This is a genomic window from Curtobacterium sp. MWU13-2055 (genome assembly GCF_023242305.1).
Taxonomy (GTDB): Bacteria; Actinomycetota; Actinomycetes; order Actinomycetales; family Microbacteriaceae; genus Curtobacterium.
This window is the reverse complement of the sequence record NZ_JALLIO010000005.1, coordinates 59,588-79,403: the sequence shown is the minus strand read 5'-3', so window position 1 is coordinate 79,403 and position 19,816 is coordinate 59,588. Positions and strand designations below refer to the sequence as shown.

Below are 19,816 nucleotides of genomic sequence, written 5' to 3'. Positions count from 1 at the left end.
TCCGGTCCCGGTCGCCGTTCAGGGATGGCCGTCGCTGTTTCGACGAGCGCGGCGTCGGACTTCCGGGACCACGAGCTCCGGCACGGCTCGAAGCATGAACTGGTCGAAGTCCGGGACAGTGAACGCTGCGTATCCGTGTTCGGGGGTGTACAGGAGGCCCATGTCGATCAGCTCCGCTCGAGTCGGCCCGAGTTGCGTGGACTCCCGCTTGAGGACTCGAGCAACATCAGCGGCCTTGTGCGCGTCCGGTCCGAGCTCCGCCATGGCACGGAGGTAGGCGGTCTGCAGTCCTGTTGCGCGGTCGAGGCGCACCCGAAAGAAGGACCGGTCGAGTTTGGTGAGGTACCCCTCGCGAGCGGCGTCGATGTCGTCGGCGGTGATCTCGGGACCAGCTGCGATCTCCCAGGCCTGGTACCCGAGCTCCTGGAGGAAGTAGGGGTAGCCCTTGGTGATCTCCAGTGCGAGGTCGACGGCGTCGGAAGCGAATGAGGCCTCCTCCAGCTCGGCGGGGCGGATGAGCGCCTCCCTGGCGTCGTCGTCCCCGAGCGAGTCGATCTCCGGGAATCTGAAGAGGCGCTCCGCGTAGGACTTCGCGTCGCCAGCGAGCTCGGCGATCTGGGGGAGCCCGGCGCCGACGAAGGTGATCGGGAGCTTGCGCTGGACTGTCTTGTGCAGGGCCTGGATCATGGCTTCGAGCTGCACTGACCGCAGGAACTGTACTTCGTCCACGAGGATCGCGACGCCCCGACCGTGTTCCTGCGCAGCCTGTCCGAGCGCGACGAGGACGTCCGTCAGATCAAGGGCGAGGTCTCCGTGATCAGCCAGCCCCTCGGCCGGCTCGACGTCCCAGGTCATCGACCACGTACCGGTGTGGTCCACGGACATGCCGAAGGCGGTCAGGACTTCGGCCGCCCGCCGCGCGCGATCCGTCCATCGCTTGCGTGGAGAGATCTGGAGCAGTGCCGACCGGAGGAGCGAGGCCATCGTCTGCCGGAACTGTCCATCGTCGTGCTTGCTCGCCTCCAGCTCGACGACCTCCCAGTTCGCCGTTCGCGCCAACTCCGCGAACTCGTTGAGCAGCACCGTCTTCCCGACGCCTCGGAGCCCGGTCATGATCAGCGACTGGTCTGTACGCCCACGGGCGAGCCGCTGGAGGAGCACTTCGAAAGCGCGGGTGTGCTCGAAGCGTCCCGCAACGATCTCGGGAGTCGCTCCGGCGTTCGGAGTGTAGGGATTCCTCACGCTGTCCATGCGCGAGACCTTAGCGGATTTACCGCGTTTTAGTCATCGCAGATAAAATGGGATAAACCCCGAAAGATCAGGACTCGGTGTCGTCGACCAACAGGTCCTCGTGCCGGTAGTCGTCGGCACGCAGCCCGGCGCGAGCGATCATGTGCGTCGAGACCGGCACCAGGAACAGCTGGAACACCATGATGGGCAGGACGACCCAGAACGCCGTCCAGGTCCCCACCGCGACGACGATCGCGGCCAGCCCGAACGCCAGCCCGAGCACCTGCGGCTTCGCCATGGCGTGCAGGCGGACGAGCGGGTCCGGGAAGCGCACGATGCCGACCCCGGCGCCGAGGGACAGCAGCGAGCCGATGAGCAGCAGGGCGAGCGCGATCCACGCCCGCACGCCGGCGCCGTCGAGGAACGCCTGGATCATCTCGGTCACGACTGCTCCTCTTCTTCGGCGGCGTGCTCGGGGGTGGTGACGCTCAGGCCCTCGTCCGACGGGTCCGACGACGGCGTGACCGCTCGGGCCACCGCGACGGTCGCGAACACGCTGGTCGCCGCGATCACCACGAGCACGGGGATCCCGGTCAGGTCGCGCCGGACCACCATCGACGCCGCGATCACCACGAGCACGGTCGTCAGGACCATGTCCGATCCGATCATCCGGTCGAGGATCGTCGGGCCGCGCACGATCCGGAACACCGCGAGCGCGAGGGTGGCACCGAGCAGGGCCAGGACCAGGGCGATGCCGATCCCCATGACGACGACGGCGGCGCTCATCGGGTGACCTCCGGCAGCGGTTCGGACAGTTCGGAGACGTCCTGCTTCGAACCGAGGGCACGGATGACCATGGCCTCGATGCCGAGGGCCTCGCGACGGGCGGCCTCGACCTGTTCGACCCGCTCGGTGTCGAGCACGTGCAGCAGCAGGCGTCGGCGGCGGAGGTCGACGTCGGCGACGTACGAGCCGGGCACCAGCGAGATCGCGAGGGTCGCCAGCGTGAAGGTCATCTCGGCGGTGGAGTGCAGCTGCACGAGCGTGATGGAGCTCCGGCGGACACCTCGCGGGCGGAACGCGACCCAGGCGACCCGGAACGACGCCGTGATGACGAGTCCGGACCACACCACGAGGAACCGGACGGCGTGCACGATCGAGAACCGGGCCGACAGCGGGACCGGCGGGAGCGGCAGCGCCTGGGTGACCAGGAGCGCCACCACGATGCCGCAGAGCAGGGTCAGTGGTGTCCACGAGCCCCAGAGCAGGGCCCACAGGACGGTCAGTCCGGCGACGAGCGGGACGTCGTACCGCCACGCCACCGCGATGCGGCGGGCGTTCGCGACGTGTCGGGTGTCGGTGTTCACCGGTCACCCCCGAGGACGGCCTGCACGTACCGGTCCGGCGACTCGAGCGACTCCGCTGCGCGGCTCGCGTACCCGTAGAGCGGGCCAGCGACCACGGTGAGGGCGACGGATCCGAGGACCGCGACCGTCGTCACACCGACGAGCATGCGCGGCAGCCGGACCTTGGTCGGCGCTTCGCCGACCGTCTCGGTCGACCCGGTGGTCGGACGGGAGGCACTGCTCGCGTGGGGTGCGTCGGTGACCGTCACCGAGCCTCCTGGGTGGAAGGCCTCACCCGTCTCCTCGGAGACGGTCAAGGGGGCGGGTTCCGGCGACCGCAGGGCTGCGTGCGGTTCGGCGGTCGTCGCGTGCGGCGCCGCGGCCTCGGCCGCGGGCTTCGGCCGCCAGAAGGCGGCGTCCCACACGCGCATCAGCGCGTACAGCGTGAGGAGCGACGTGACCACGCCGGCGGCGATCGTGACGTACGCCAACGGGGAGCCGTCCTCGGCGGCGGCGCGGAACAGCCCGAGCTTGCCGATGAAGCCGGAGAACGGCGGGATGCCGCCCAGGTTGAACGCCGGGATCAGGTACAGCGCGGCCAGCAGCGGCGCGGCCTTCAACAACCCGCCGAGCGACCGGGTCGACGTGGTCCCCCCGACGCGTTCCATCAGGCCGGACACCAGGAACAACGTGGTCTGCACGACGATGTGGTGCACCGTGTAGAACACCGCGGCCGCCGTCCCCGCGACCGTCCCGAGCCCGACACCCATCACCATGAAGCCGATGTGGCTGATGAGCGTGAAGGACAGCAGGCGCTTGACGTCGGTCTGGGACACCGCACCGAGCACCCCGACGACCATCGTCAACACCGCCACCACGAGCAGCACGTTGTTCAACTGCGGCCCGGGGAAGATCACCGTCTCGAGGCGGATGATCGCGTAGATGCCGACCTTCGTCAGCAGACCGGCGAAGACGGCCGTGACCGGGGCCGGGGCGGTCGGGTACGAGTCCGGCAGCCAGAACGCCAGCGGGAAGACCGCCGCCTTGATGCCGAAGCCGATGAGCAGCATCGTGTGCAGGAGCAGCTGCACGTGCTCGGGCAGATCGGCGACGCGCTCGCTGATCTGGGCGATGTTGACCGTGCCGGTCGCGCCGTACACCAGGCCGATCGCGGCGAGGAAGATCGCCGACGCGATCAGGCTCGTGACGATGTACGTGGTGCCGGCCCGGACCCGCTGCTCGCTGCCGCCCAGGGTGATGAGCACGTAGCTCGCCACGAGCAGCATCTCGAACGCCACGTACAGGTTGAACAGGTCGCCGGCGATGAACGAGTCGAGCACGCCCGCGGCCAGCACGAGGTACGTCGGGTAGAAGATCGTGACCGGGGCTTCACCGTCGTCGGCTGCGAGCCCCTGGCCGATCGAGAACAGCAGGACGATGAGCAGCACGCTGGCGCTCACCGTGAGGAGCAGGGCGCTCAGGCGGTCGACCACCAGCGAGATGCCGTACGGGGCGTCCCACCCGCCGACCTGCACGACGATGGTGCCGTGGTGGTCGACGAGCACCATGAGGGTTGCGGCGACGGCGAGTGCGACGACGAGCACCACGACGGTGATCGCTCGCTGGAGCTTCTGGTGCCGCAGGAGGCCGAGTGCGACGGCTGCGCCGAGCAGCGGGACGAGGACGAGGAGCGGGACGAGCCAGGTCATCGGTTCACTCCGTCCTGGTGCGGTTGGTGTTCGTGCGGATCGTCGGCGTCCTCGGGGGACTTCGGGTCGAAGTCGGCTTCCGGGTCGTCGTCGGGGTCGTCGCGCGTGCGGCCGATGGCGACGTCCGCTTCGTCGACCTCGACCTCGTCGGCACGGGACAGCTGCCACGAGCGGTGGATGAGGGCGAGCAGGAACGCGCTGACGGCGAAGGTGATGACGATCGCGGTCAGGGCGAAGGCCTGGGGGAGCGGGTCGGTGATGCCCTCGGCGGACTTGCCGATCGGCGGGTTGCCGGCGGCGCCGGACATCACCAGCAGGAGCAGGTTCAGGGCGTTGCCGAGCAGCAGGAAGCCGAGCAGCATCCGGGTCAGGGACCGTTCGAGCAGCAGGTAGACGCCGCAGGAGAACAGCACGGCCATCGCGATCACGAGGACGAGGGTGACGGTCATGTGGCGCTCCCTTCCGGGGTGGGGGCCTCGAGGGTGTCGCGGACCGACCCCTCGGTGGTGTCGCGGGTGGGCGCCCCGGCATCCTCGAGGCGTTGCCGGTCCACCTCGGCGCCGAGACTGCGGAGGACGTCGAGCACCAGGCCGACGACGACCAGGTACACGCCGATGTCGAAGAACGTGGCCGTGACGAACTCGACGTGACCGAGGATCGGGACGGTCGCCTCGAAGAACTCGGAGTACAGCGCTTCGCGCCCGAAGAACAGCGGCACGATCGCGGTGATCGCTGCCGTCGCGACACCGAGTCCGAGCAGTCGACCGGCACGGACCGGGGCGGCGGCGCCGAGTTCGGCCGGGCCGCCCGCCAGGTACCGGGCCGCCAGCGCGATGCCGGCGACGAGGCCACCGGCGAAGCCGCCGCCGGCCGCGTTGTGCCCGGCGAACAGCAGGTAGACCGACAGGACGATGAGCCCGTGGAACAGCAGTCGGACCACCACGTCGAGGAGTGCCGAGCGGCCGGTCGGGATGGCGGCGCTCGTCGGCAGCCAGGCGCGCGGCTCCCCGTCGGTGCGCTGGCCGTCCGCCGTCAGCTTCTCCGGCAGGTCACGGAGCCGGGGCAGCGTGTCCTCGCGGGAGTTCACGAAGATGAGGCTCGCGACGCCCGTGGCCGCGGCGACGACGACGGTGAGCTCACCGAGGGTGTCCCAGCCGCGCAGGTCGACGAGGGCGACGTTCACGACGTTGAGGCCGTGCCCGAACGAGCTCGTGAGCGCGGGCAGGTCCGGCCAGATCGGGTCGGCGGTGCGCGCCGAGGCGGCGACGATGACGACGATCGCCAGCGTGAGGCCGGCCAGCCCCGCGAAGAGCGCGCGCACGATGCGGAACCGGCTCGGGTTCGTCGTCGCGATGCGCGGGGGGAGCCGCCGGAGCACCAGCACGAACGCGATGAGGGTGACGGTCTCGACCACGAGCTGCGTGAGGGCGAGGTCGACCGCGCCGTGCAGGACGAACAGGACGGACATGCCGTAGCCGGTCACGCCCACCAGGACGGCGGCGGCGAACCGGGTCTTCGCGGTGAGGACGGCGATGGCGCCGACGGACATCACGATGACGACCGGGATCTGGCCCCACGAGTCGGAGAACCGGACGTGGAACTCCCACGGCCCGCCGAGCACGAGGTTCGCGAGCGCACCCGCCACGAACACCGACAGGATCACCGTCAGGTAGTAGGGGAGCGAACCCCGCTGGACACCGGCGGTCAGGCCCGTCGCGAACCGGTCGAGGCCGCGCATGAGGTGCCGGTAGGTGCCCGAGGCGCTCGGGAACCCGGCGAGCTGGTGCTGCAGTGCCTCGACCGGACGTCGGAGGGCGAACAGTGCGAGACCGCCGACCAGGGTGACGGCCGAGATGCCGAGCGCCGGTTCGAGGCCGTGCCAGAGCGCGAGGTGGGGGACTTCCTCGCCGGGGAGCGAGGCCGCCGTCGCCGCGGGCTCGATGCCGTGCGCGACGACCGGGGTCAGCAGGCCGAGGGCGAGACCGGTCAGCGCCAGGATCGACGGCACCACACCCAGACCGTGCAGGGCGTGCGGTTCCGTCTGGGCGACGTCCGGCTTGCGGGCGAACGCTCCCCAGAAGAAGCGGAGCGAGTACGCCACGGTGAGCACCGAGCCGAGCGTCACGCCGACGAGGGCGAACCAGGCCCAGCCGGCGTCGGGGCCGTGCAGCGACTCGGTGAAGCCGGTCAGCACGGCTTCCTTCGCGACGAAGCCGATCGTCGGCGGGATGCCGGCCATCGACACGAGCGCGAGGGCGGCCACGACGGCCAGCCACGGTGCCTTCCGGCCGAGGCCGCTCAGGCGTCCGAGGTCGCGGGTGCCGGTGGTGTGGTCGATCGCCCCGACGACGAGGAAGAGTGTGGACTTGAACGCGGCGTGCGCCACGAGCAGGGCGACCCCGCCGAGCGCCACCGCGGGCGCGCCCCACCCGGCGGCGAGCACGAGGAACCCGAGCTGCGCGACGGTGCCGTAGGCGAGCAGGAGCTTGAGGTCGGTCTGGCGGAGCGCTCGGTAGCCACCGATGAGCATGCCGAGGACACCGAGCACGGTGATCGTCTCGCGCCAGCCGTCGAGCAGTGCGAACGCCGGAGCGAGCCGGGCGACGAGGTAGATGCCGGCCTTCACCATCGCTGCGGCGTGCAGGTACGCGCTGACCGGGGTCGGAGCTGCCATGGCCGCGGGCAACCAGAAGTGGAACGGCACGATCGCCGACTTCGTCAGCGCGCCGAGCAGGACGAGGACCACCGAGACGGTGACGATCGGTCCGGTCGGCGGGGCGGCGATGATGCCGGAGAGCGAGGTCGTGCCCGCCGTGACCGACAGCATGACCAGACCGGCGAGCATCGCCAGACCGCCGGCGGTGGTGACGACGAGGGCCTGCATCGCGGCTGCACGGCTCGCACGCTTGTCGGCGTCGTGTCCGATGAGCAGGTAGGAGAAGACCGTGGTGGCTTCCCACAGGACGAAGAGCACGATGACGTCGTCGGCGAGGACGAGCCCGAACATCGACCCGGCGAACGCGGTCAGCACGCCCGCGAACCGGCCGATCCCCGGTTCGTCGCGCCCGAAGTACGAGGCGCAGTAGACGAGCACGAGGGCCCCGACGATCGACACCACGAGCGCGAGCACCCACGACAGGGCGTCCATCCGCAGCGTGATCTCGAGGTCGAGCTGCGGGACCCACCGATGCCGTTCGACGACGCTGCCGTGCAGGGCCGCGTCCGTCTGCAGCACCGTGAGCACGGCGGCGGCTGCGGGCGCGAGGGCGGCCACGGTGAACACGCGGCGGCCGAGGACGGGGGTCAGGGCGGGGACGATCAGGGCGACGATCGCGAACGCGACGAGGACGAGGACCATCGGGCACCTCCTCGGGGTCGGGCTGCAGTCCGGCTCACTGGGCCCTCACAGCCTACGAAGAGTGGGATGTGGAGAACCTGTGCGACCGGACAGCCTGCTCGCGCTCGGTTCACACTGTGAACACCACTCTGCCCGTGCTCCCGGCGGGCTGTCCGGCCCACGTCGCCTCGACGTCCGCCAACCGCACGGCCGTCGCGTCCACCCGGACGGTGCCGTCCGCGATCGCACTGACGATGCCCGGGAGCTCGGCGACGAAACCGGCACGCCCGACCGACCCCTGCCCGCTGCCGACGATCGTCAGGCCCGAGGCGCGCAGTGCCGCGGACGGGATCGTCGCCTCGTGGCCCGCGGTGGAACCGATCGCGATCCAGTCGAGTCGGCGACCCGGTTCGGTGCGGGCGGTGACGACGGCGCGCATCACGTCGGCCGCGGGCTGGCCCCAGACGTAGTCGATGACCACGTCGACGTCGGCTGCCGCTGCGCCGAGGGCGTCGACGTCGGCCAACGGCAGCACGACGTCGGCGCCGAGGGCGGTGAGCGCCGCCAACCGCTCCGGGTTGCGCCCGCTCGCGACGACGTGTGCGGCACCGAGGTGCTTCGCCACCTGCACCGCCGCGGTGCCCGAGGCCCCGGTCGCGCCGAGCACGAGGACGCGGCTGCCCGGGGCGAAGTCGATCCGCCGGCGCAGGGCCACCCACGACGACAGCACCGGGTTCACGCCGGCGGCCACGGTGACCGGGTCGGCACCGTCGGGCAGGACGACGCTCGCCCGCGGGTCGACCGCGACGCGCTCGGCCATGGTGCCGCGGGTGTCGCTCGCGACGGCCACGTAGCGGAGCGTGCCGTCGGGGAACCGGGCGACGCCGTCGACGCCGGGGACCAGGGGGAGCGCGCCCTCGCTGGTGTAGTGCGAACCGTCGGCCTGCGAGCGGACCCGCGGGTGGAGACCGGCCGCGACGACGTCGACGACGACCTCGCCGGGTCCGGGAGTCGGTTCGTCGAACTCGTGCCAGGTCGGGGCGTGGCCGAACTCGGTGACGACTGCTGCGTGCATGGTGTCCTCCATTTGCTTCGTGTTACGAACAAAGTAGTTCGCATCACGAAGTTCGTCAACTAGGCTGGAGTGGTGCAGGAGATGACCGAGGACGAGCAGCTCGTCGATGCCCTGGGCGAGGCCGCGTTCCGGACGATGGGGCCGCTGACCGGGCTCGCGGCCGATGCCGGGCTGTCGCTGACGCAGCTGCGGGTCCTCGCGATCCTGCGTGACCGTCGTCTGCGGATCGGTGACCTGGCGCAGTACCTGGGGCTCGAGAAGTCGACGATGACCGGGTTGGTGGCGCGCGCGGAGAAGAAGGGGTTGCTCGCGCGGCAGCCGAACGCGGACGACGCCCGCGCGGTGGACGTCGTGATCACCGACGCCGGTCTCGAGGTGGCGCGCTCGCTCGAGGGCGCGATCCGCGATGCACTGCTGCCGCTCACCGCCCGGTTGCCGGAGCGGGACCGGCGGCAGCTGCGCGCACTCCTGGAGCGGATGCTGCGCTGACCCCTCAGCGGCCGTGCGCGCGTGCCGGGATCTGTGTCGCGAGCTTGCCGCCGGAGACGTCGAGCAGGGTGCCGGTGACGTAGCCCGAGGCGTCGCTCGCCACGAAGACGAGCAGGTCGGCGACGTCGTCCGCGGTCTCCCACCGGCGCAGCGACAGGGTGTCGAGCAGGCGGTCCTGGGCCTCGGCCGGCATGGTCGCGAACCCGTTCATCGCCGTCGGGACCATGCCCGGCGCGTACGCGTTGACGGTGATGCCCCACGGGCCGAGCTCCGACGCCAGCACCCGGGTGAACGAGACGACCGCGGCCTTGGACGCCGCGTAGGCAGCGCTGCCGACACTCGGGACGATCGCGGCGAACGAGGCGGCGTTGATGATCCGCCCCCGCCCCGCGGCCTGCATCACCGGCGCGACGGCCTGGCTCATCAGGAAGGTGCCGCCGAGGTTGACGTCCATGCACCGGCGCCAGGCGTCCCACTGCAGTTCGGCGACGGTGCCCTCGACGTTGATGCCGGCGTTGTTCACGAGCACGTCGATCGTGCCGTGCCGGGTGACGACCTCGTCGACGGCGGCCCGGACCGAATCCGGGTCGGCGACGTTGCACACGACGTGGTCGAGCGGGAAGTCGGGTTCGAAGGCCAGGTCGAGGGCGACCACGCGGCACCTCTCGGCGACGAAGCGATCGGCGAGCGTGCGTCCGATCCCGCGTGCTGCGCCGGTCACGACCACCACACGGTCGGTCAGGTCGAGGTGCATCGTTGCTCCTGTCGTCGGTTGCTGCAATAGGCATACTATTGCAGCATGGCGAAGCAACGGGTGCTCTGGGTCACCGGCGGCGGCAGCGGCATGGGTGCCGCGAGTGCCGAGGCCGCTGCGCGCGACGGGTGGACGGTGGTCCTGAGCGGGCGGCGCGTGGACCGGCTCGAGCAGGTCGCGGCGACGATCACGGCCTCCGGCGGCACGGCGGCGGTCCTGCCCCTCGACGCTGCCGATCCCGCTGCCGTCGCGTCTGCGCGGGACACCGTGCTCGAGCGGTTCGGACGACTCGACGCGGTCGTGCTCGCCGCCGGGCTGAACGCGCCGCGGCGCCGGTGGGACGACCAGTCGTTGCCGGACTTCCGCGCGATCGTGGACACGAACCTCACCGCGGTGGTCGCGGTCGTCGACGCCGCACTGCCTGCGCTCCGCGAGTCCGGCGGCGTGGTCGTCGTGGTGTCGTCCTACGCCGGGTGGTCCTTCCAGCCCGGCGCCGGCGTCGCGTACTCCGCCTCGAAGACCGCGCTCGGTTCGGTCGTCCGGAGCCTCAACCAGCAAGAGGCGCACCACGGGGTCCGGGCGACGCACCTGTGCCCCGGTGACGTCGCGACCGACTTCCTCGACCAGCGGCCGTCGGTGCCCGACGCCGCCGCACGATCGGCGATGCTGCAGCCGGAGGACATCGCCCGCGCGGTGTCGTTCGTGCTCGAGGCGCCGTCGTACATGCGCGTCGACGAGCTCGTGGTCAGCCCGGTGTCCCAGCGGTGACCAGCACGTTCGACCGCGTCCTCGACCAGATCGGTGCCGCCGTCGTCTCCGGCGTCATCGCCGTGGGCAGTCGCCGGAGCATCGACGACCTGGTGGCGTCGACCGGGGCCAGTCGCAGCATCGTCCGCGAGGCCGTCCGCGTCCTCGTCGCCCTCGGCCTGCTCACCGCGCGGCGCCGGGTCGGCGTGACCGTCCTCGGCGTGCTGGAGTGGGACGTCCTGGATCCGCGGGTCGTGCGGTGGCGGCTCCGGGGCCCGGACGGTGACCGCGTGGCGGTCGAGCTCCGCGAACTCCGCGCGGCGGTCGAACCCGCCGCAGCCGCCGCAGCAGCCCGGCGGGCGCCCCTCGACGAGTGCGCGGACCGACGGGAGGCGCTCCGCACCACCGCGGACGAGCTCGCCGCCGCGGCGGCCCGGGACGACCGCCTCGACTTCGTGGCCGCGGACGTGCGGCTCCACGCGCTCGTGCTCGACCTGTCCGACAACACGCTGTACCGACGCCTGCACCGCGTCGTGGTCCAGGTGCTGCGCGAACGCGGGAGCATCCGCCCGGACCGGCACGACGTCGGCCTCCACCTCGCGCTCGCCGGTGCCGTCGTCGACGGCCACCCGGACGACGCGGCCGCGGCGATGCGGGCGATCGTCGAGCGCACGTGAGCGGTGCCCCGCCGACCTGGGAAGATGGAGTCCGGTGCGCTCCTCCGGCGCCCGTGGAGGGTGAGCGTGGACGCAGCACAGGACCTGGTCGTCCAGCTCATCGGCACCCCGTGGACGTTCGTCGTGGTCGGCCTCGTGCTCGCCGTCGGCAGTGTCGCGGTCTTCCTCCCCAGCCAGGCGCTCGTCGTCGCGGTCGGCACGCTCCTGGTGGGCGGTGACGGCGGCCTCCTGCCGGTCCTCGTCCTCGTCGTCGCGGCCTCGATCGGCATGGTCCTCGGCGACCTCGGGCTGTACCACCTGGCGCGCTCGGTCGACCTCGGCTCGAGGTCGTGGTTCGCGCGTCCGAAGGTCCGCAAGGCCCGGGACGCCATCGACGGCCGCTACCGTGCCGCTCCCGGGCGCATCGCGGTCCTCGGACGCTTCATCCCGATGGGCCGGCTGACGACGAACCTGGTCGGCGCGGACAGCGGGCTCGACGTTCGGCGGTTCCTGGTGAGCTGCGTGCTCGCCGACGTCGTGTGGGCCGCGTACTGCGTCGGCATCGCGGCGGCCACCGGGCGCTGGAGCCGCGAGCAGCCCTTCCTCGTCACGACCCTCGCGGTCGTGGCGTCGATCCTGCTCGGCCTCGCGATCTCGGCGATCGAGAAGGCCGTGCGACGACGCAGCGAGGCGGCGGCTGCGGCCTGACGAACGTAGGGTGGGGACACCGTTCGAAGGAGAACCCGTGCTGCTCGACGACCTCGTACCGGACCCTGACGCGCTCGAGCGCATCGCCACCGGCAGCACGTGGGCCGAAGGACCCTGCTGGATCCCGGCGTCCCGCACCCTGCGCTGGTCGGACATCCCCGGCGACCGGGTCCTGCAGTGGCACGCCGACTCCGGCGAGACCTCCACGTACGCCGAGGGCGTCGAGTTCACCAACGGCCGGACGCTCGACCGCGACGGCAGTGTCGTCCAGTGCTCGCACGGACTCCGGCGGGTGGAGCGCGACCGCGACGGCGTCGTCACGCCGATCGTCGACGCCTGGGCCGGCGTGCGGTTCAACTCGCCGAACGACGTCGTCGTCGCGCGGGACGGCAGCGTGTGGTTCACCGACCCGGCCTACGGCATCACCCAGCCGCGCGAAGGCCACCCCGGCGTGCGCGAGTACGGCGACCACTGGACGTTCCGCTGCGGACCGTCCGGCGAGGACCTGCGCCCCGTCGCGACCGACGTCGACGAGCCGAACGGACTCGCCTTCGACCCGTCCGAGCAGGTCCTCTACATCGCGAGCTCGTCGGGGGACGAACCGGTCATCCGCGCCTACGACCGCGGCGGTGACGGCGGCGACCTGCTGAAGAACGGCCGGGTGTTCGCGCGACTCGAGCCGGGCGAGGGCGCACCGGACGGCATCCGGGTCGACGAGCACGGCAACGTGTGGTCGTCGTCGCACCGCGGCGTCGTCGTGTTCGACCCCTCCGGCGAGCGGATCGGCGAGGTGGCCGTCCCCGAGGTGACGTCGAACCTGTGCTTCGGCGGCGACGACGGCACGACGCTGTTCCTGACGGCGACGACGTCGGTCTACCGGATCGCCACGACGACGCGGGACGCTGCCGTATCCTGACTCGGCCATGCAGTGCGACTACTTCGACCGCGGGGTGTGCCGGTCCTGCACGCTCATGGGGCAGCCCTACGCCGACCAGGTCCTCGACAAGGAGCTCCGCACCCGCGAACTCCTGCACGACGCCGTCGAGGCGGCTGGCGGCCCCGCAGCAGTCACGTGGGCACCGGCGATCACGAGCCCCGAGTCCGGGTACCGGAACAAGGCGAAGATGGTGGTCGGCGGCTCGACCGAGCACCCGACCGTCGGCATCCTCGACCACCGGCAGCGCGGCGTCGACCTGCGGCACTGCGGGATCTGCACGCCCGGCATCCGACACGCGCTGCCCCTGCTCGCCGACTTCGTCCAGACCGCGGGGCTGATCCCGTACGACGTCGCTGCCCGACGCGGCGAGCTGAAGTACGTCCTGGTCACCGAGTCGCCCGACGGCGAACTCATGGTGCGGTTCGTCCTGCGGTCCGAAGGGCAGGTGGCTCGGATCCGGCAGTACCTCGATGTGCTGCGCGACGCCCTGCCGAACGTGGTGGTCGTCACGGTGAACCTGCTTCCCGAGCACAAGGCCGTGACCGAGGGTGACCGGGAGATCGTCCTCACCGAGCAGGAGACGCTGCCGATGCGCCTGGGCGGGATCACGATGCACCTGCGGCCGCAGAGCTTCTTCCAGACCAACACCGCCGTCGCCACCGAGCTGTACGCGCAGGCCTCGGCGTGGATCGACGAGCTCGACCCGGCGTCGATGTGGGACCTGTACTGCGGCGTGGGCGGGTTCGCCCTGCACGCTGCGCGACCGGGCCGAGCGGTGACGGGCATCGAGACCAGTGCCGAGGCGATCCGTTCGGCGAAGCAGTCCGCGCGCGAGGCCGGGCTCGAGGGGCTCCGGTTCGCCGCCGACGACGCCACCGAGCACGCACTCCGCGCCCGACCCGACACGGTGCCCGAGCTCGTCCTGGTGAACCCGCCGCGACGCGGGATCGGCGAGGCGCTGTCGACCTGGCTCGAGGAGTCCGGCGTGCAGCACGTCGTCTACTCGAGCTGCAACCCGGTGACCCTGGCGAAGGACCTCGCGCGCATGCCCTCGTTCCGGCTGCGCCGCGCTCGTGTGCTCGACATGTTCCCCCAGACCGGCCATCTCGAGGCCGTCACGCTGCTGTCGCGGGCGTGATCCGGGCCTCCTGGCCGGCATTGCCAGGGAATTGCCAAGGTGACGTACCCGGGTACGGGTCGATGACCATGGCCATGGGCATCGAGGCGTACAGGTTCGAGTGCGGGGTACATAGCACCAACGGGTAGAACCGTTTGTCTCGGTTTGATAACGGTGAAGAGTTTCCTATGGTTGCCGACCGAGGTGCCGCCGGCCCGATGACCACTGCCCCCGGTGGCGCACCCCACAACTGACCGCGATCGGTCGGGGTGGGCAGTGGATTCCGCGTTCGAAGCGGCTCGTGACCCCGGTGGAGCAATCACATGAAGAAGCTTTCCCGTACCCGCACCATCGTCGGCGGCCTCGCGTTCGCCGGCATCGCCGCGACCGGTGTCGGCCTCGCGGCAACCCCCGCGAACGCTGCGTCCGGCTCGACCTGGGACGCCCTCGCGCAGTGCGAGTCCGGCGGCAACTGGGCCATCAACACCGGCAACGGCTACTACGGCGGCCTGCAGTTCAACCTCGGCACCTGGCAGGCGAACGGTGGCGTCGGCAGCCCCGCCGGCGCGAGCCGCGAGGCCCAGATCGCCGTCGCCGAGCGTGTCCTCGCCACGCAGGGCTGGGGCGCCTGGCCTGCCTGCTCGGCCCAGCTCGGACTGAGCGGCACGAGCGGTGCTGCACCGGCCGCCGCTGCTCCGGCTCCGGCAGCCCCCGCTGCTCCGGCCCCGACGCAGCAGGCCGCACCGGCCCCCGCTGCCCCGGAGCAGGCCGCGCCGAGCACTCCGGCTCCGGCACCTGCGCAGGAGGCCGCCCCGGCAGCCACCACGCCGAGCAAGCCCGCCGCCGTGAAGACGAGCGGCAAGACGTACACGATCGCCTCGGGCGACACGCTCGACACCATCGCCACCAAGCTCAAGATCGACGGTGGCTGGAACAAGCTGTGGGCCGCGAACACGTCGACCATCGACGACGCGAACCTCATCTACTCGGGCCAGGAGCTGCAGCTCCCCGCCTGATCGTTCCATCGAACGAACACGACGACGCCCCGCGACCTCGGTCGCGGGGCGTCGTCGTGCGTGGTGCGTGTCGGGAGGGACGGGAGCGCTACTGCTGGTTGTCGGCCAACCAGGCCGCGACGTCGTCGGAGCGCAACGCCTGCGACAGCGAGCGGACCGTCAGATCGTTGAGCATGACGATGGACTGCCCGTCCGGCGAGGTTCCGGACCCCGCAGTCGGCACCGTGAACGTCTTGAGGTCGTCGGTCCGGACGTCGCGCAGTGACCACCCGAGGCCGACCAGGGCGGGGAACGAGAGTCCGGCGTCCACGGCGAGGTGCTCGCTCGTCGCGGTCACGAAGTCCTGGATGCGCCCGGGGTTCGTGATCGTGCCGCGGGAGAGCAGCCCGCCGACGACCCCGCGCATGAACGCCTGTTGGTTCCGAACACGGGTGTGGTCGGCGTCGGCGAAGGCGTGGCGTTCGCGGACGAAGGCCAGTGCGGCGTCGCCGTCGAGTCGGTTCGCGCCGGCGACGAACTCGTGCTTGCCTGCGGCGAACGCCTGCCCGGAGTCGACCGTGACACCGCCGAGGGCGTCGGTCATGTCCTCGAACCCGGCGAAGTCGACCTCCGCGACGTGGTCGATGCGGACGTCGAGCAGCTGTTCGACCGTCTGCACGGTGAGCGGGACCCCGCCCCACGAGTACGCGGCGTTGATCTTCGCGCGCCCGTGACCCGGCACGTCGACCCACGAGTCACGCATGATCGACATCAGGTACACAGCCTGCCGATCGGCCGGGACGTGCGCGAGCATCAGGGTGTCCGAGCGGCCACCGGCCTCGGATGGCTTGCCGTCCGGTCCGCGTGCAGCTCGTGAGTCGGACCCGATGAGCAGGATGTCCTGACCGCCGGACGCAGCGGGTCGGGTCCCGCTCGGGAACGGGTTCGCGATCGTGTCGTGGCGGGCGTCGAAGCTGCGCGCCAGGCCGCCGACGAAGATGCTCGCGACGACGGCGATCACGGTGGCGATGCCGACCAGCGAGCCGACCGTCGCGAGCAGTGCGACGAGGAACGGGCGTCGGCGCCGCGGGTGGCGTTCGCCTCGGGTGGTGGTGTCGGCGGCCAGGCGGGCCGCCCGTCGTTCGGACATGCGGGACTCCAACGGGTTCGCGTCGGCGTGCCACCGACCGATCCATCGTACCGCATGTGGTATTTCAGGTACAGCGTGTCAGTTGTTCGGTAGCCGTGACTTCCCGAGCAGCTCCGTGAGCGCGGTCCGCAGTGCCGGGTCGTCCGGCAGGACCTCGCGCTCGATGTGCCGAGCGGTCTCCCACGCTCGGCGTCCGTGATCGGTCACGGTCACGAGGCGCCGGCGTCGGTCGTCGGGGTGCGGGGTGCGCTCGACGAGGCCGTCCCGCTCCATGCGCTCGAGGGTCCGTGACATCGTCTGCGGCTGCACCCGTGCCGTGCGCGCGATCGTGTCGGCACCGGTGGGGCCCGTGCGGATCAGGATGTCGACCGCGATGAGGGCCGCGTGCGGCAGCCCGATGGCGCGGAGGCGTTCATCCCAGTCCCGCTCGACCGAGCGTGCCGCGGCCGACAACAGCCGGCCGAGGGGCCACTGCTCGGTCGTGTCGTCCATGGGCGCAGTCTACGGTCGACAGCTGTCGCGGTCGGTGTCGCGGTCGGTGTCGCGGTCGGTGTCGCAGTCGTAGTGGCTACCGTCTAGTAATCAGCATGCTGACGACCGGTGTACGCTCACCGTCGTGTCCCGCTTCCTCCGCATCGTCCTCCCCGCGCTCGTCATCGTGGTCTGGCTCGCGATCGCCTCCGTCGGCGGTCCGTACTTCGGCAAGATCTCCGAGGTGTCGACGAACGACCAGACCTCGTTCCTGCCGGCGTCGGCCGACGCCACGAAGGTGCAGGAGCGGTCGTCGGAGTTCCGGCAGGAGTCGGGCGCACCCGCGATCATCGTGCTCGAGCGCGACGGCGGCATGTCGTCCTCCGACCTGAGCGCGGCGAAGGACCTCGCGACCCAGCTCGGTGACCGCGACGACGTCGAAGCCGTCAGCCCGGTGATCCCGAGCGAGGACGGCGACGCGGTCGAGATCGTCGCGACCCTCACCACGGCAGCCGACACCGGTGACGCGGTCGAGGCGATCCGCGCCGACGTCGACGACGCCCTGCCCAGCGGCGTCAGCGGGTACGTCACCGGACCGGCCGGGTTCACCGCCGACCTGACCGAGGCGTTCGCCGGCATCGACGGCCTGCTGCTCGGGGTGGCGCTCGCCGCGGTCTTCGTGATCCTGATCATCGTCTACCGGTCACCGCTGCTGCCGATCCTCGTGCTCGGCACCGCGACGTTCGCCCTGTGCGCCTCGATCCTCGTGGTGTGGTGGCTCGCCAAGGCCGACATCGTCACCGTCAACGGCCAGGTGCAGGGGATCCTGTCGATCCTGGTGATCGGCGCCGCGACGGACTACGCCCTGCTCTACACGGCGCGCTTCCGCGAGGCGCTGCGCGACCACCGCACGGGCTGGGGTGCGACGAAGGCGGCCCTGCGGGGGAGCCTCGAGCCGATCCTGGCCTCGGGCGGCACCGTCATCGTGGGTGTGCTCTGCCTGCTGCTCTCCGACCTCAACTCGAACAAGGCGCTCGGTCCCGTCGCGGCGATCGGCATCGCGTTCAGCCTGCTCGCCGCCCTGTCGCTGCTGCCCGCCCTGCTGCTCGCGTTCCGCCGCGCCGCCTTCTGGCCGCTCCGTCCCGCGTACGGCAGCGCCCATCCGGTCCTCACCGGTCCGGACGCCCGCGGCATCTGGGCCCGCGTCGGTCGGCTCGTCGCCAAGCGTTCCCGGGTGGTGTGGATCGTCTGCACGGTCGGGCTGCTCGCGATGGGCACGGGACTGGTCGGGCTCAAGGCCGACGGGGTCCCGCAGAGCGACCTGGTCATCGGGGCCTCACAGGCACGCGACGGGCAGGACGTCCTGGCCGACCACTTCCCCGGTGGCTCCGGCAGCCCGGCGCAGGTCATCGGGTCGGAACGCGACCTCGACGCACTCGTCGATGTCGTCACGGGGGTCGACGGCGTCGACGGGGTCGTCGCCGCCGCGAAGGACGCCCCGTCCGGCACGGTGCCCGTGAGGAGCGACTCGACCTCGAGCGGCGCCGCCGCCGCCGCTCCGACGGTGTCGCGCGGGGACGTGCTGCTCGAGGCCACGTTGTCCGACCCGGCCGACTCCGACGCCGCCGAGCAGACGGTCCGTGACCTCCGCACCGCCGTCGAACGGGTCGATCCCGGCGCGATCGTCGGCGGCGTCACCGCGACGGCCGTCGACACGAACGACACCGGGATCCGCGACCGCACGCTGATCATCCCCGTGGTGCTGGTCGTGATCCTGCTCATCCTGATGCTCCTGCTCCGCAGCGTCGTCGCCCCGCTCGTGCTCATCGGCAGCGTGATCGTGTCGTTCGCCGCCGCACTCGGCGTCGGAGCGCTCGTGTTCGACCACGTGTTCCACTTCCCCGGTGCGGACCCGAGCGTGCCGCTGTACTCGTTCGTGTTCCTCGTCGCGCTCGGGGTGGACTACAACATCTTCCTCATGACACGGGTGCGGGAAGAGGCGCTGCGGCACGGTCCGCACGAGGGGGTCCTGCGCGGACTCGGGGTCACCGGCGGGGTGATCACCTCGGCGGGCGTGGTGCTCGCGGCGACGTTCGCGGCCCTCGGCGTCATCCCGATCCTGTTCCTCGTGCAGATCGCGTTCGTCGTGGCGTTCGGCGTCCTGCTCGACACGATCGTCGTCCGTTCGCTGCTCGTGCCGGCGATCGCGTACGACCTCGGTCGGCGGGCCTGGTGGCCGTCGCGCCTCTCGCGCGCGAACCATCACATGTGACACGCTGGGTGCATGCCAGTTCCTTCGACGCAGCCCGCCGCCGAGCGCAAGCTCCTCCGTGACACCGTGCAGGACAAGATCCGCGACGCGATCATGGACGGCACGCTGGAGCCCGGCGAGCGGCTCAACGACGACGACCTGATCGCGTGGCTCGGGGTCTCCCGCACCCCGATCCGCGAGGCACTGGCGGAACTCGCCCGCGCCGGCCTGATCGAGATGGCACCGAACCGCTACACCCGTGTGGCGGCCCCGACGAAGGACGAGCTCCTCGACGCCTACCGCACGCTCGGCGTCATCTACGGGGGCGTCGTGCGCCTCGCGGTGCCCAACTTCACCGAGCCGCAGCGCAAGAAGATCGTGAAGATGCTCGACGACGTCATCGCGCGGGTCGGCGCCGACGAGCAGGACCAGGTCGCCCGCAACGGCGCCGACATCTACTCGCAGTGGGCGGACGCCTGCGGCAACCCGTCGCTCGTGCAGCTCTGCCGGTCGACCACCGACGGGCTGTCCTTCAAGCTCCGGGTCCCCGAACTCGCCGAGCTGATCCCGGCCGCGGTGATCCTGCCCGAACTCGACAACCTCAAGGCAGCCGTCCTGGCGAAGGACCCGATCGCGGCCGAGCTCGCGATGGAGGCCATCCACCTGCTGCCGTCGCGCGCGTAGCGCCCCGTCGCCCAGCGCGACCAGGAGCCGGACAGGAGGCCCGTGGCGATCCCGCCACGGGCCTCCCGTCCGCCGTCACGCGCGTCTCGGGCGCGAAAGCGACAGATGTCCGCGAACAGTCCGCGGCAGACTGTCGCTTTCGCGGGAATCCCGTCCCGGC

At 71.3% G+C, this 19,816-nt stretch carries 20 protein-coding genes; 9 read left to right on the top strand and 11 right to left on the bottom strand.

The window, feature by feature from the left end; translation table 11 throughout:
* Positions 1–18: 18 nt before the first annotated feature.
* The 8 genes from M4960_RS12050 to M4960_RS12015 all read right to left on the bottom strand — a co-directional run bounded on the left by M4960_RS12050 (position 19) and on the right by M4960_RS12015 (position 8,697).
* Positions 19–1,251, bottom strand: a complete 1,233-nt coding sequence (locus tag M4960_RS12050; protein ID WP_173170208.1) for an ATP-binding protein — start codon at positions 1,249–1,251, stop codon at positions 19–21.
* 67 nt (positions 1,252–1,318) lie between these two features.
* On the bottom strand, positions 1,319–1,666 hold the full coding sequence (locus M4960_RS12045) for a monovalent cation/H(+) antiporter subunit G (protein WP_243648940.1): 348 nt from the start codon (positions 1,664–1,666) through the stop codon (positions 1,319–1,321).
* Between the two features lie 5 nt (positions 1,667–1,671).
* Positions 1,672–2,016, bottom strand: a complete 345-nt coding sequence (locus M4960_RS12040; protein ID WP_131844853.1) for a sodium:proton antiporter — start codon at positions 2,014–2,016, stop codon at positions 1,672–1,674.
* Positions 2,013–2,597, bottom strand: coding sequence for a Na+/H+ antiporter subunit E (locus tag M4960_RS12035; protein ID WP_123294606.1), 585 nt, complete (start codon positions 2,595–2,597; stop codon positions 2,013–2,015). Before M4960_RS12035 ends, M4960_RS12040 begins: the two co-directional genes overlap by 4 nt.
* Complete coding sequence (locus M4960_RS12030) at positions 2,594–4,285, bottom strand: Na+/H+ antiporter subunit D (protein WP_123339137.1); 1,692 nt, start codon at positions 4,283–4,285, stop codon at positions 2,594–2,596. The genes M4960_RS12035 and M4960_RS12030 overlap by 4 nt, the downstream gene beginning before the upstream one ends.
* A complete protein-coding gene (locus tag M4960_RS12025; RefSeq protein ID WP_243648937.1) occupies positions 4,282–4,734 on the bottom strand; it encodes a Na(+)/H(+) antiporter subunit C in 453 nt (150 codons plus the stop codon). The genes M4960_RS12030 and M4960_RS12025 overlap by 4 nt, the downstream gene beginning before the upstream one ends.
* The gene (locus M4960_RS12020) at positions 4,731–7,643 is read right to left on the bottom strand and encodes a Na+/H+ antiporter subunit A (protein WP_248704360.1); all 2,913 of its coding nucleotides are present in this window, start codon (positions 7,641–7,643) and stop codon (positions 4,731–4,733) included. The genes M4960_RS12025 and M4960_RS12020 overlap by 4 nt, the downstream gene beginning before the upstream one ends.
* Positions 7,644–7,752: 109 nt before the next feature.
* On the bottom strand, positions 7,753–8,697 hold the full coding sequence (locus M4960_RS12015) for a zinc-binding alcohol dehydrogenase family protein (protein ID WP_123937279.1): 945 nt from the start codon (positions 8,695–8,697) through the stop codon (positions 7,753–7,755).
* 81 nt (positions 8,698–8,778) lie between these two features.
* Between M4960_RS12015 and M4960_RS12010 the strand changes: the two genes are divergently transcribed.
* Positions 8,779–9,186: a MarR family winged helix-turn-helix transcriptional regulator gene (locus tag M4960_RS12010; RefSeq protein WP_111085883.1), complete on the top strand. Its 408-nt coding sequence runs from the start codon at positions 8,779–8,781 to the stop codon at positions 9,184–9,186.
* A 4-nt stretch (positions 9,187–9,190) separates the two neighbouring features.
* Here the strand turns inward: M4960_RS12010 and M4960_RS12005 are convergent, their stop codons facing one another.
* Positions 9,191–9,940, bottom strand: coding sequence for an SDR family NAD(P)-dependent oxidoreductase (locus tag M4960_RS12005; protein ID WP_248704359.1), 750 nt, complete (start codon positions 9,938–9,940; stop codon positions 9,191–9,193).
* Between the two features lie 45 nt (positions 9,941–9,985).
* On the opposite strand from M4960_RS12005, the gene M4960_RS12000 reads away from it, so the two are divergent.
* The 6 genes from M4960_RS12000 (at position 9,986) to M4960_RS19780 (ending at position 15,121) form a co-directional block, all read left to right on the top strand.
* On the top strand, positions 9,986–10,708 hold the full coding sequence (locus M4960_RS12000) for an SDR family oxidoreductase (RefSeq protein WP_248704358.1): 723 nt from the start codon (positions 9,986–9,988) through the stop codon (positions 10,706–10,708).
* On the top strand, positions 10,705–11,364 hold the full coding sequence (locus M4960_RS11995; RefSeq protein WP_248704357.1) for a FadR/GntR family transcriptional regulator: 660 nt from the start codon (positions 10,705–10,707) through the stop codon (positions 11,362–11,364). Before M4960_RS12000 ends, M4960_RS11995 begins: the two co-directional genes overlap by 4 nt.
* A gap of 66 nt (positions 11,365–11,430) precedes the next feature.
* Positions 11,431–12,051, top strand: coding sequence for a DedA family protein (locus M4960_RS11990; RefSeq protein ID WP_165901140.1), 621 nt, complete (start codon positions 11,431–11,433; stop codon positions 12,049–12,051).
* Positions 12,052–12,091: 40 nt separating this feature from the next.
* On the top strand, positions 12,092–12,967 hold the full coding sequence (locus M4960_RS11985; protein ID WP_216834957.1) for an SMP-30/gluconolactonase/LRE family protein: 876 nt from the start codon (positions 12,092–12,094) through the stop codon (positions 12,965–12,967).
* Between the two features lie 7 nt (positions 12,968–12,974).
* Positions 12,975–14,126, top strand: coding sequence for a 23S rRNA (uracil(747)-C(5))-methyltransferase RlmC (gene rlmC / locus M4960_RS11980; RefSeq protein WP_248704355.1), 1,152 nt, complete (start codon positions 12,975–12,977; stop codon positions 14,124–14,126).
* Between the two features lie 302 nt (positions 14,127–14,428).
* A complete protein-coding gene (locus tag M4960_RS19780) occupies positions 14,429–15,121 on the top strand; it encodes a transglycosylase family protein (RefSeq protein ID WP_131844842.1) in 693 nt (230 codons plus the stop codon).
* An 88-nt stretch (positions 15,122–15,209) separates the two neighbouring features.
* Here the strand turns inward: M4960_RS19780 and M4960_RS11965 are convergent, their stop codons facing one another.
* Together M4960_RS11965 and M4960_RS11960 are read right to left on the bottom strand one after the other, a co-directional pair.
* Entirely contained in the window at positions 15,210–16,250 is a 1,041-nt protein-coding gene (locus M4960_RS11965) for an LCP family protein (RefSeq protein ID WP_248704354.1), read from the bottom strand.
* Positions 16,251–16,328: 78 nt separating this feature from the next.
* Positions 16,329–16,742 (bottom strand): MarR family winged helix-turn-helix transcriptional regulator, encoded by a 414-nt coding sequence (locus tag M4960_RS11960; protein ID WP_173170229.1) that lies wholly within the window; start codon positions 16,740–16,742, stop codon positions 16,329–16,331.
* 124 nt (positions 16,743–16,866) lie between these two features.
* Between M4960_RS11960 and M4960_RS11955 the strand changes: the two genes are divergently transcribed.
* Positions 16,867–18,993: an efflux RND transporter permease subunit gene (locus M4960_RS11955; RefSeq protein WP_248704353.1), complete on the top strand. Its 2,127-nt coding sequence runs from the start codon at positions 16,867–16,869 to the stop codon at positions 18,991–18,993.
* A 12-nt stretch (positions 18,994–19,005) separates the two neighbouring features.
* On the top strand, positions 19,006–19,656 hold the full coding sequence (locus M4960_RS11950; protein ID WP_248704352.1) for a GntR family transcriptional regulator: 651 nt from the start codon (positions 19,006–19,008) through the stop codon (positions 19,654–19,656).
* Positions 19,657–19,816 lie beyond the last annotated feature (160 nt).

What these genes read in the sequence shown, in the direction of transcription:
- M4960_RS12020 (WP_248704360.1), bottom strand. Translation starts at nt 7,643, where the DNA reads ATGGTCCTCGTCCTCGTCGCGTTCGCGATCGTCGCCCTGATCGTCCCC.
- M4960_RS11960 (WP_173170229.1), bottom strand. Translation starts at nt 16,742, where the DNA reads ATGGACGACACGACCGAGCAGTGGCCCCTCGGCCGGCTGTTGTCGGCC.
- M4960_RS12015 (WP_123937279.1), bottom strand. Translation starts at nt 8,697, where the DNA reads ATGCACGCAGCAGTCGTCACCGAGTTCGGCCACGCCCCGACCTGGCAC.
- M4960_RS12050 (WP_173170208.1), bottom strand. Translation starts at nt 1,251, where the DNA reads ATGGACAGCGTGAGGAATCCCTACACTCCGAACGCCGGAGCGACTCCC.
- M4960_RS12010 (WP_111085883.1), top strand. Translation starts at nt 8,779, where the DNA reads ATGACCGAGGACGAGCAGCTCGTCGATGCCCTGGGCGAGGCCGCGTTC.
- M4960_RS11965 (WP_248704354.1), bottom strand. Translation starts at nt 16,250, where the DNA reads ATGTCCGAACGACGGGCGGCCCGCCTGGCCGCCGACACCACCACCCGA.
- M4960_RS12045 (WP_243648940.1), bottom strand. Translation starts at nt 1,666, where the DNA reads ATGATCCAGGCGTTCCTCGACGGCGCCGGCGTGCGGGCGTGGATCGCG.
- M4960_RS12030 (WP_123339137.1), bottom strand. Translation starts at nt 4,285, where the DNA reads ATGACCTGGCTCGTCCCGCTCCTCGTCCTCGTCCCGCTGCTCGGCGCA.
- M4960_RS12025 (WP_243648937.1), bottom strand. Translation starts at nt 4,734, where the DNA reads ATGACCGTCACCCTCGTCCTCGTGATCGCGATGGCCGTGCTGTTCTCC.
- M4960_RS12005 (WP_248704359.1), bottom strand. Translation starts at nt 9,940, where the DNA reads ATGCACCTCGACCTGACCGACCGTGTGGTGGTCGTGACCGGCGCAGCA.
- rlmC (WP_248704355.1), top strand. Translation starts at nt 12,975, where the DNA reads ATGCAGTGCGACTACTTCGACCGCGGGGTGTGCCGGTCCTGCACGCTC.
- M4960_RS12000 (WP_248704358.1), top strand. Translation starts at nt 9,986, where the DNA reads ATGGCGAAGCAACGGGTGCTCTGGGTCACCGGCGGCGGCAGCGGCATG.
- M4960_RS12040 (WP_131844853.1), bottom strand. Translation starts at nt 2,016, where the DNA reads ATGAGCGCCGCCGTCGTCGTCATGGGGATCGGCATCGCCCTGGTCCTG.
- M4960_RS11950 (WP_248704352.1), top strand. Translation starts at nt 19,006, where the DNA reads ATGCCAGTTCCTTCGACGCAGCCCGCCGCCGAGCGCAAGCTCCTCCGT.
- M4960_RS19780 (WP_131844842.1), top strand. Translation starts at nt 14,429, where the DNA reads ATGAAGAAGCTTTCCCGTACCCGCACCATCGTCGGCGGCCTCGCGTTC.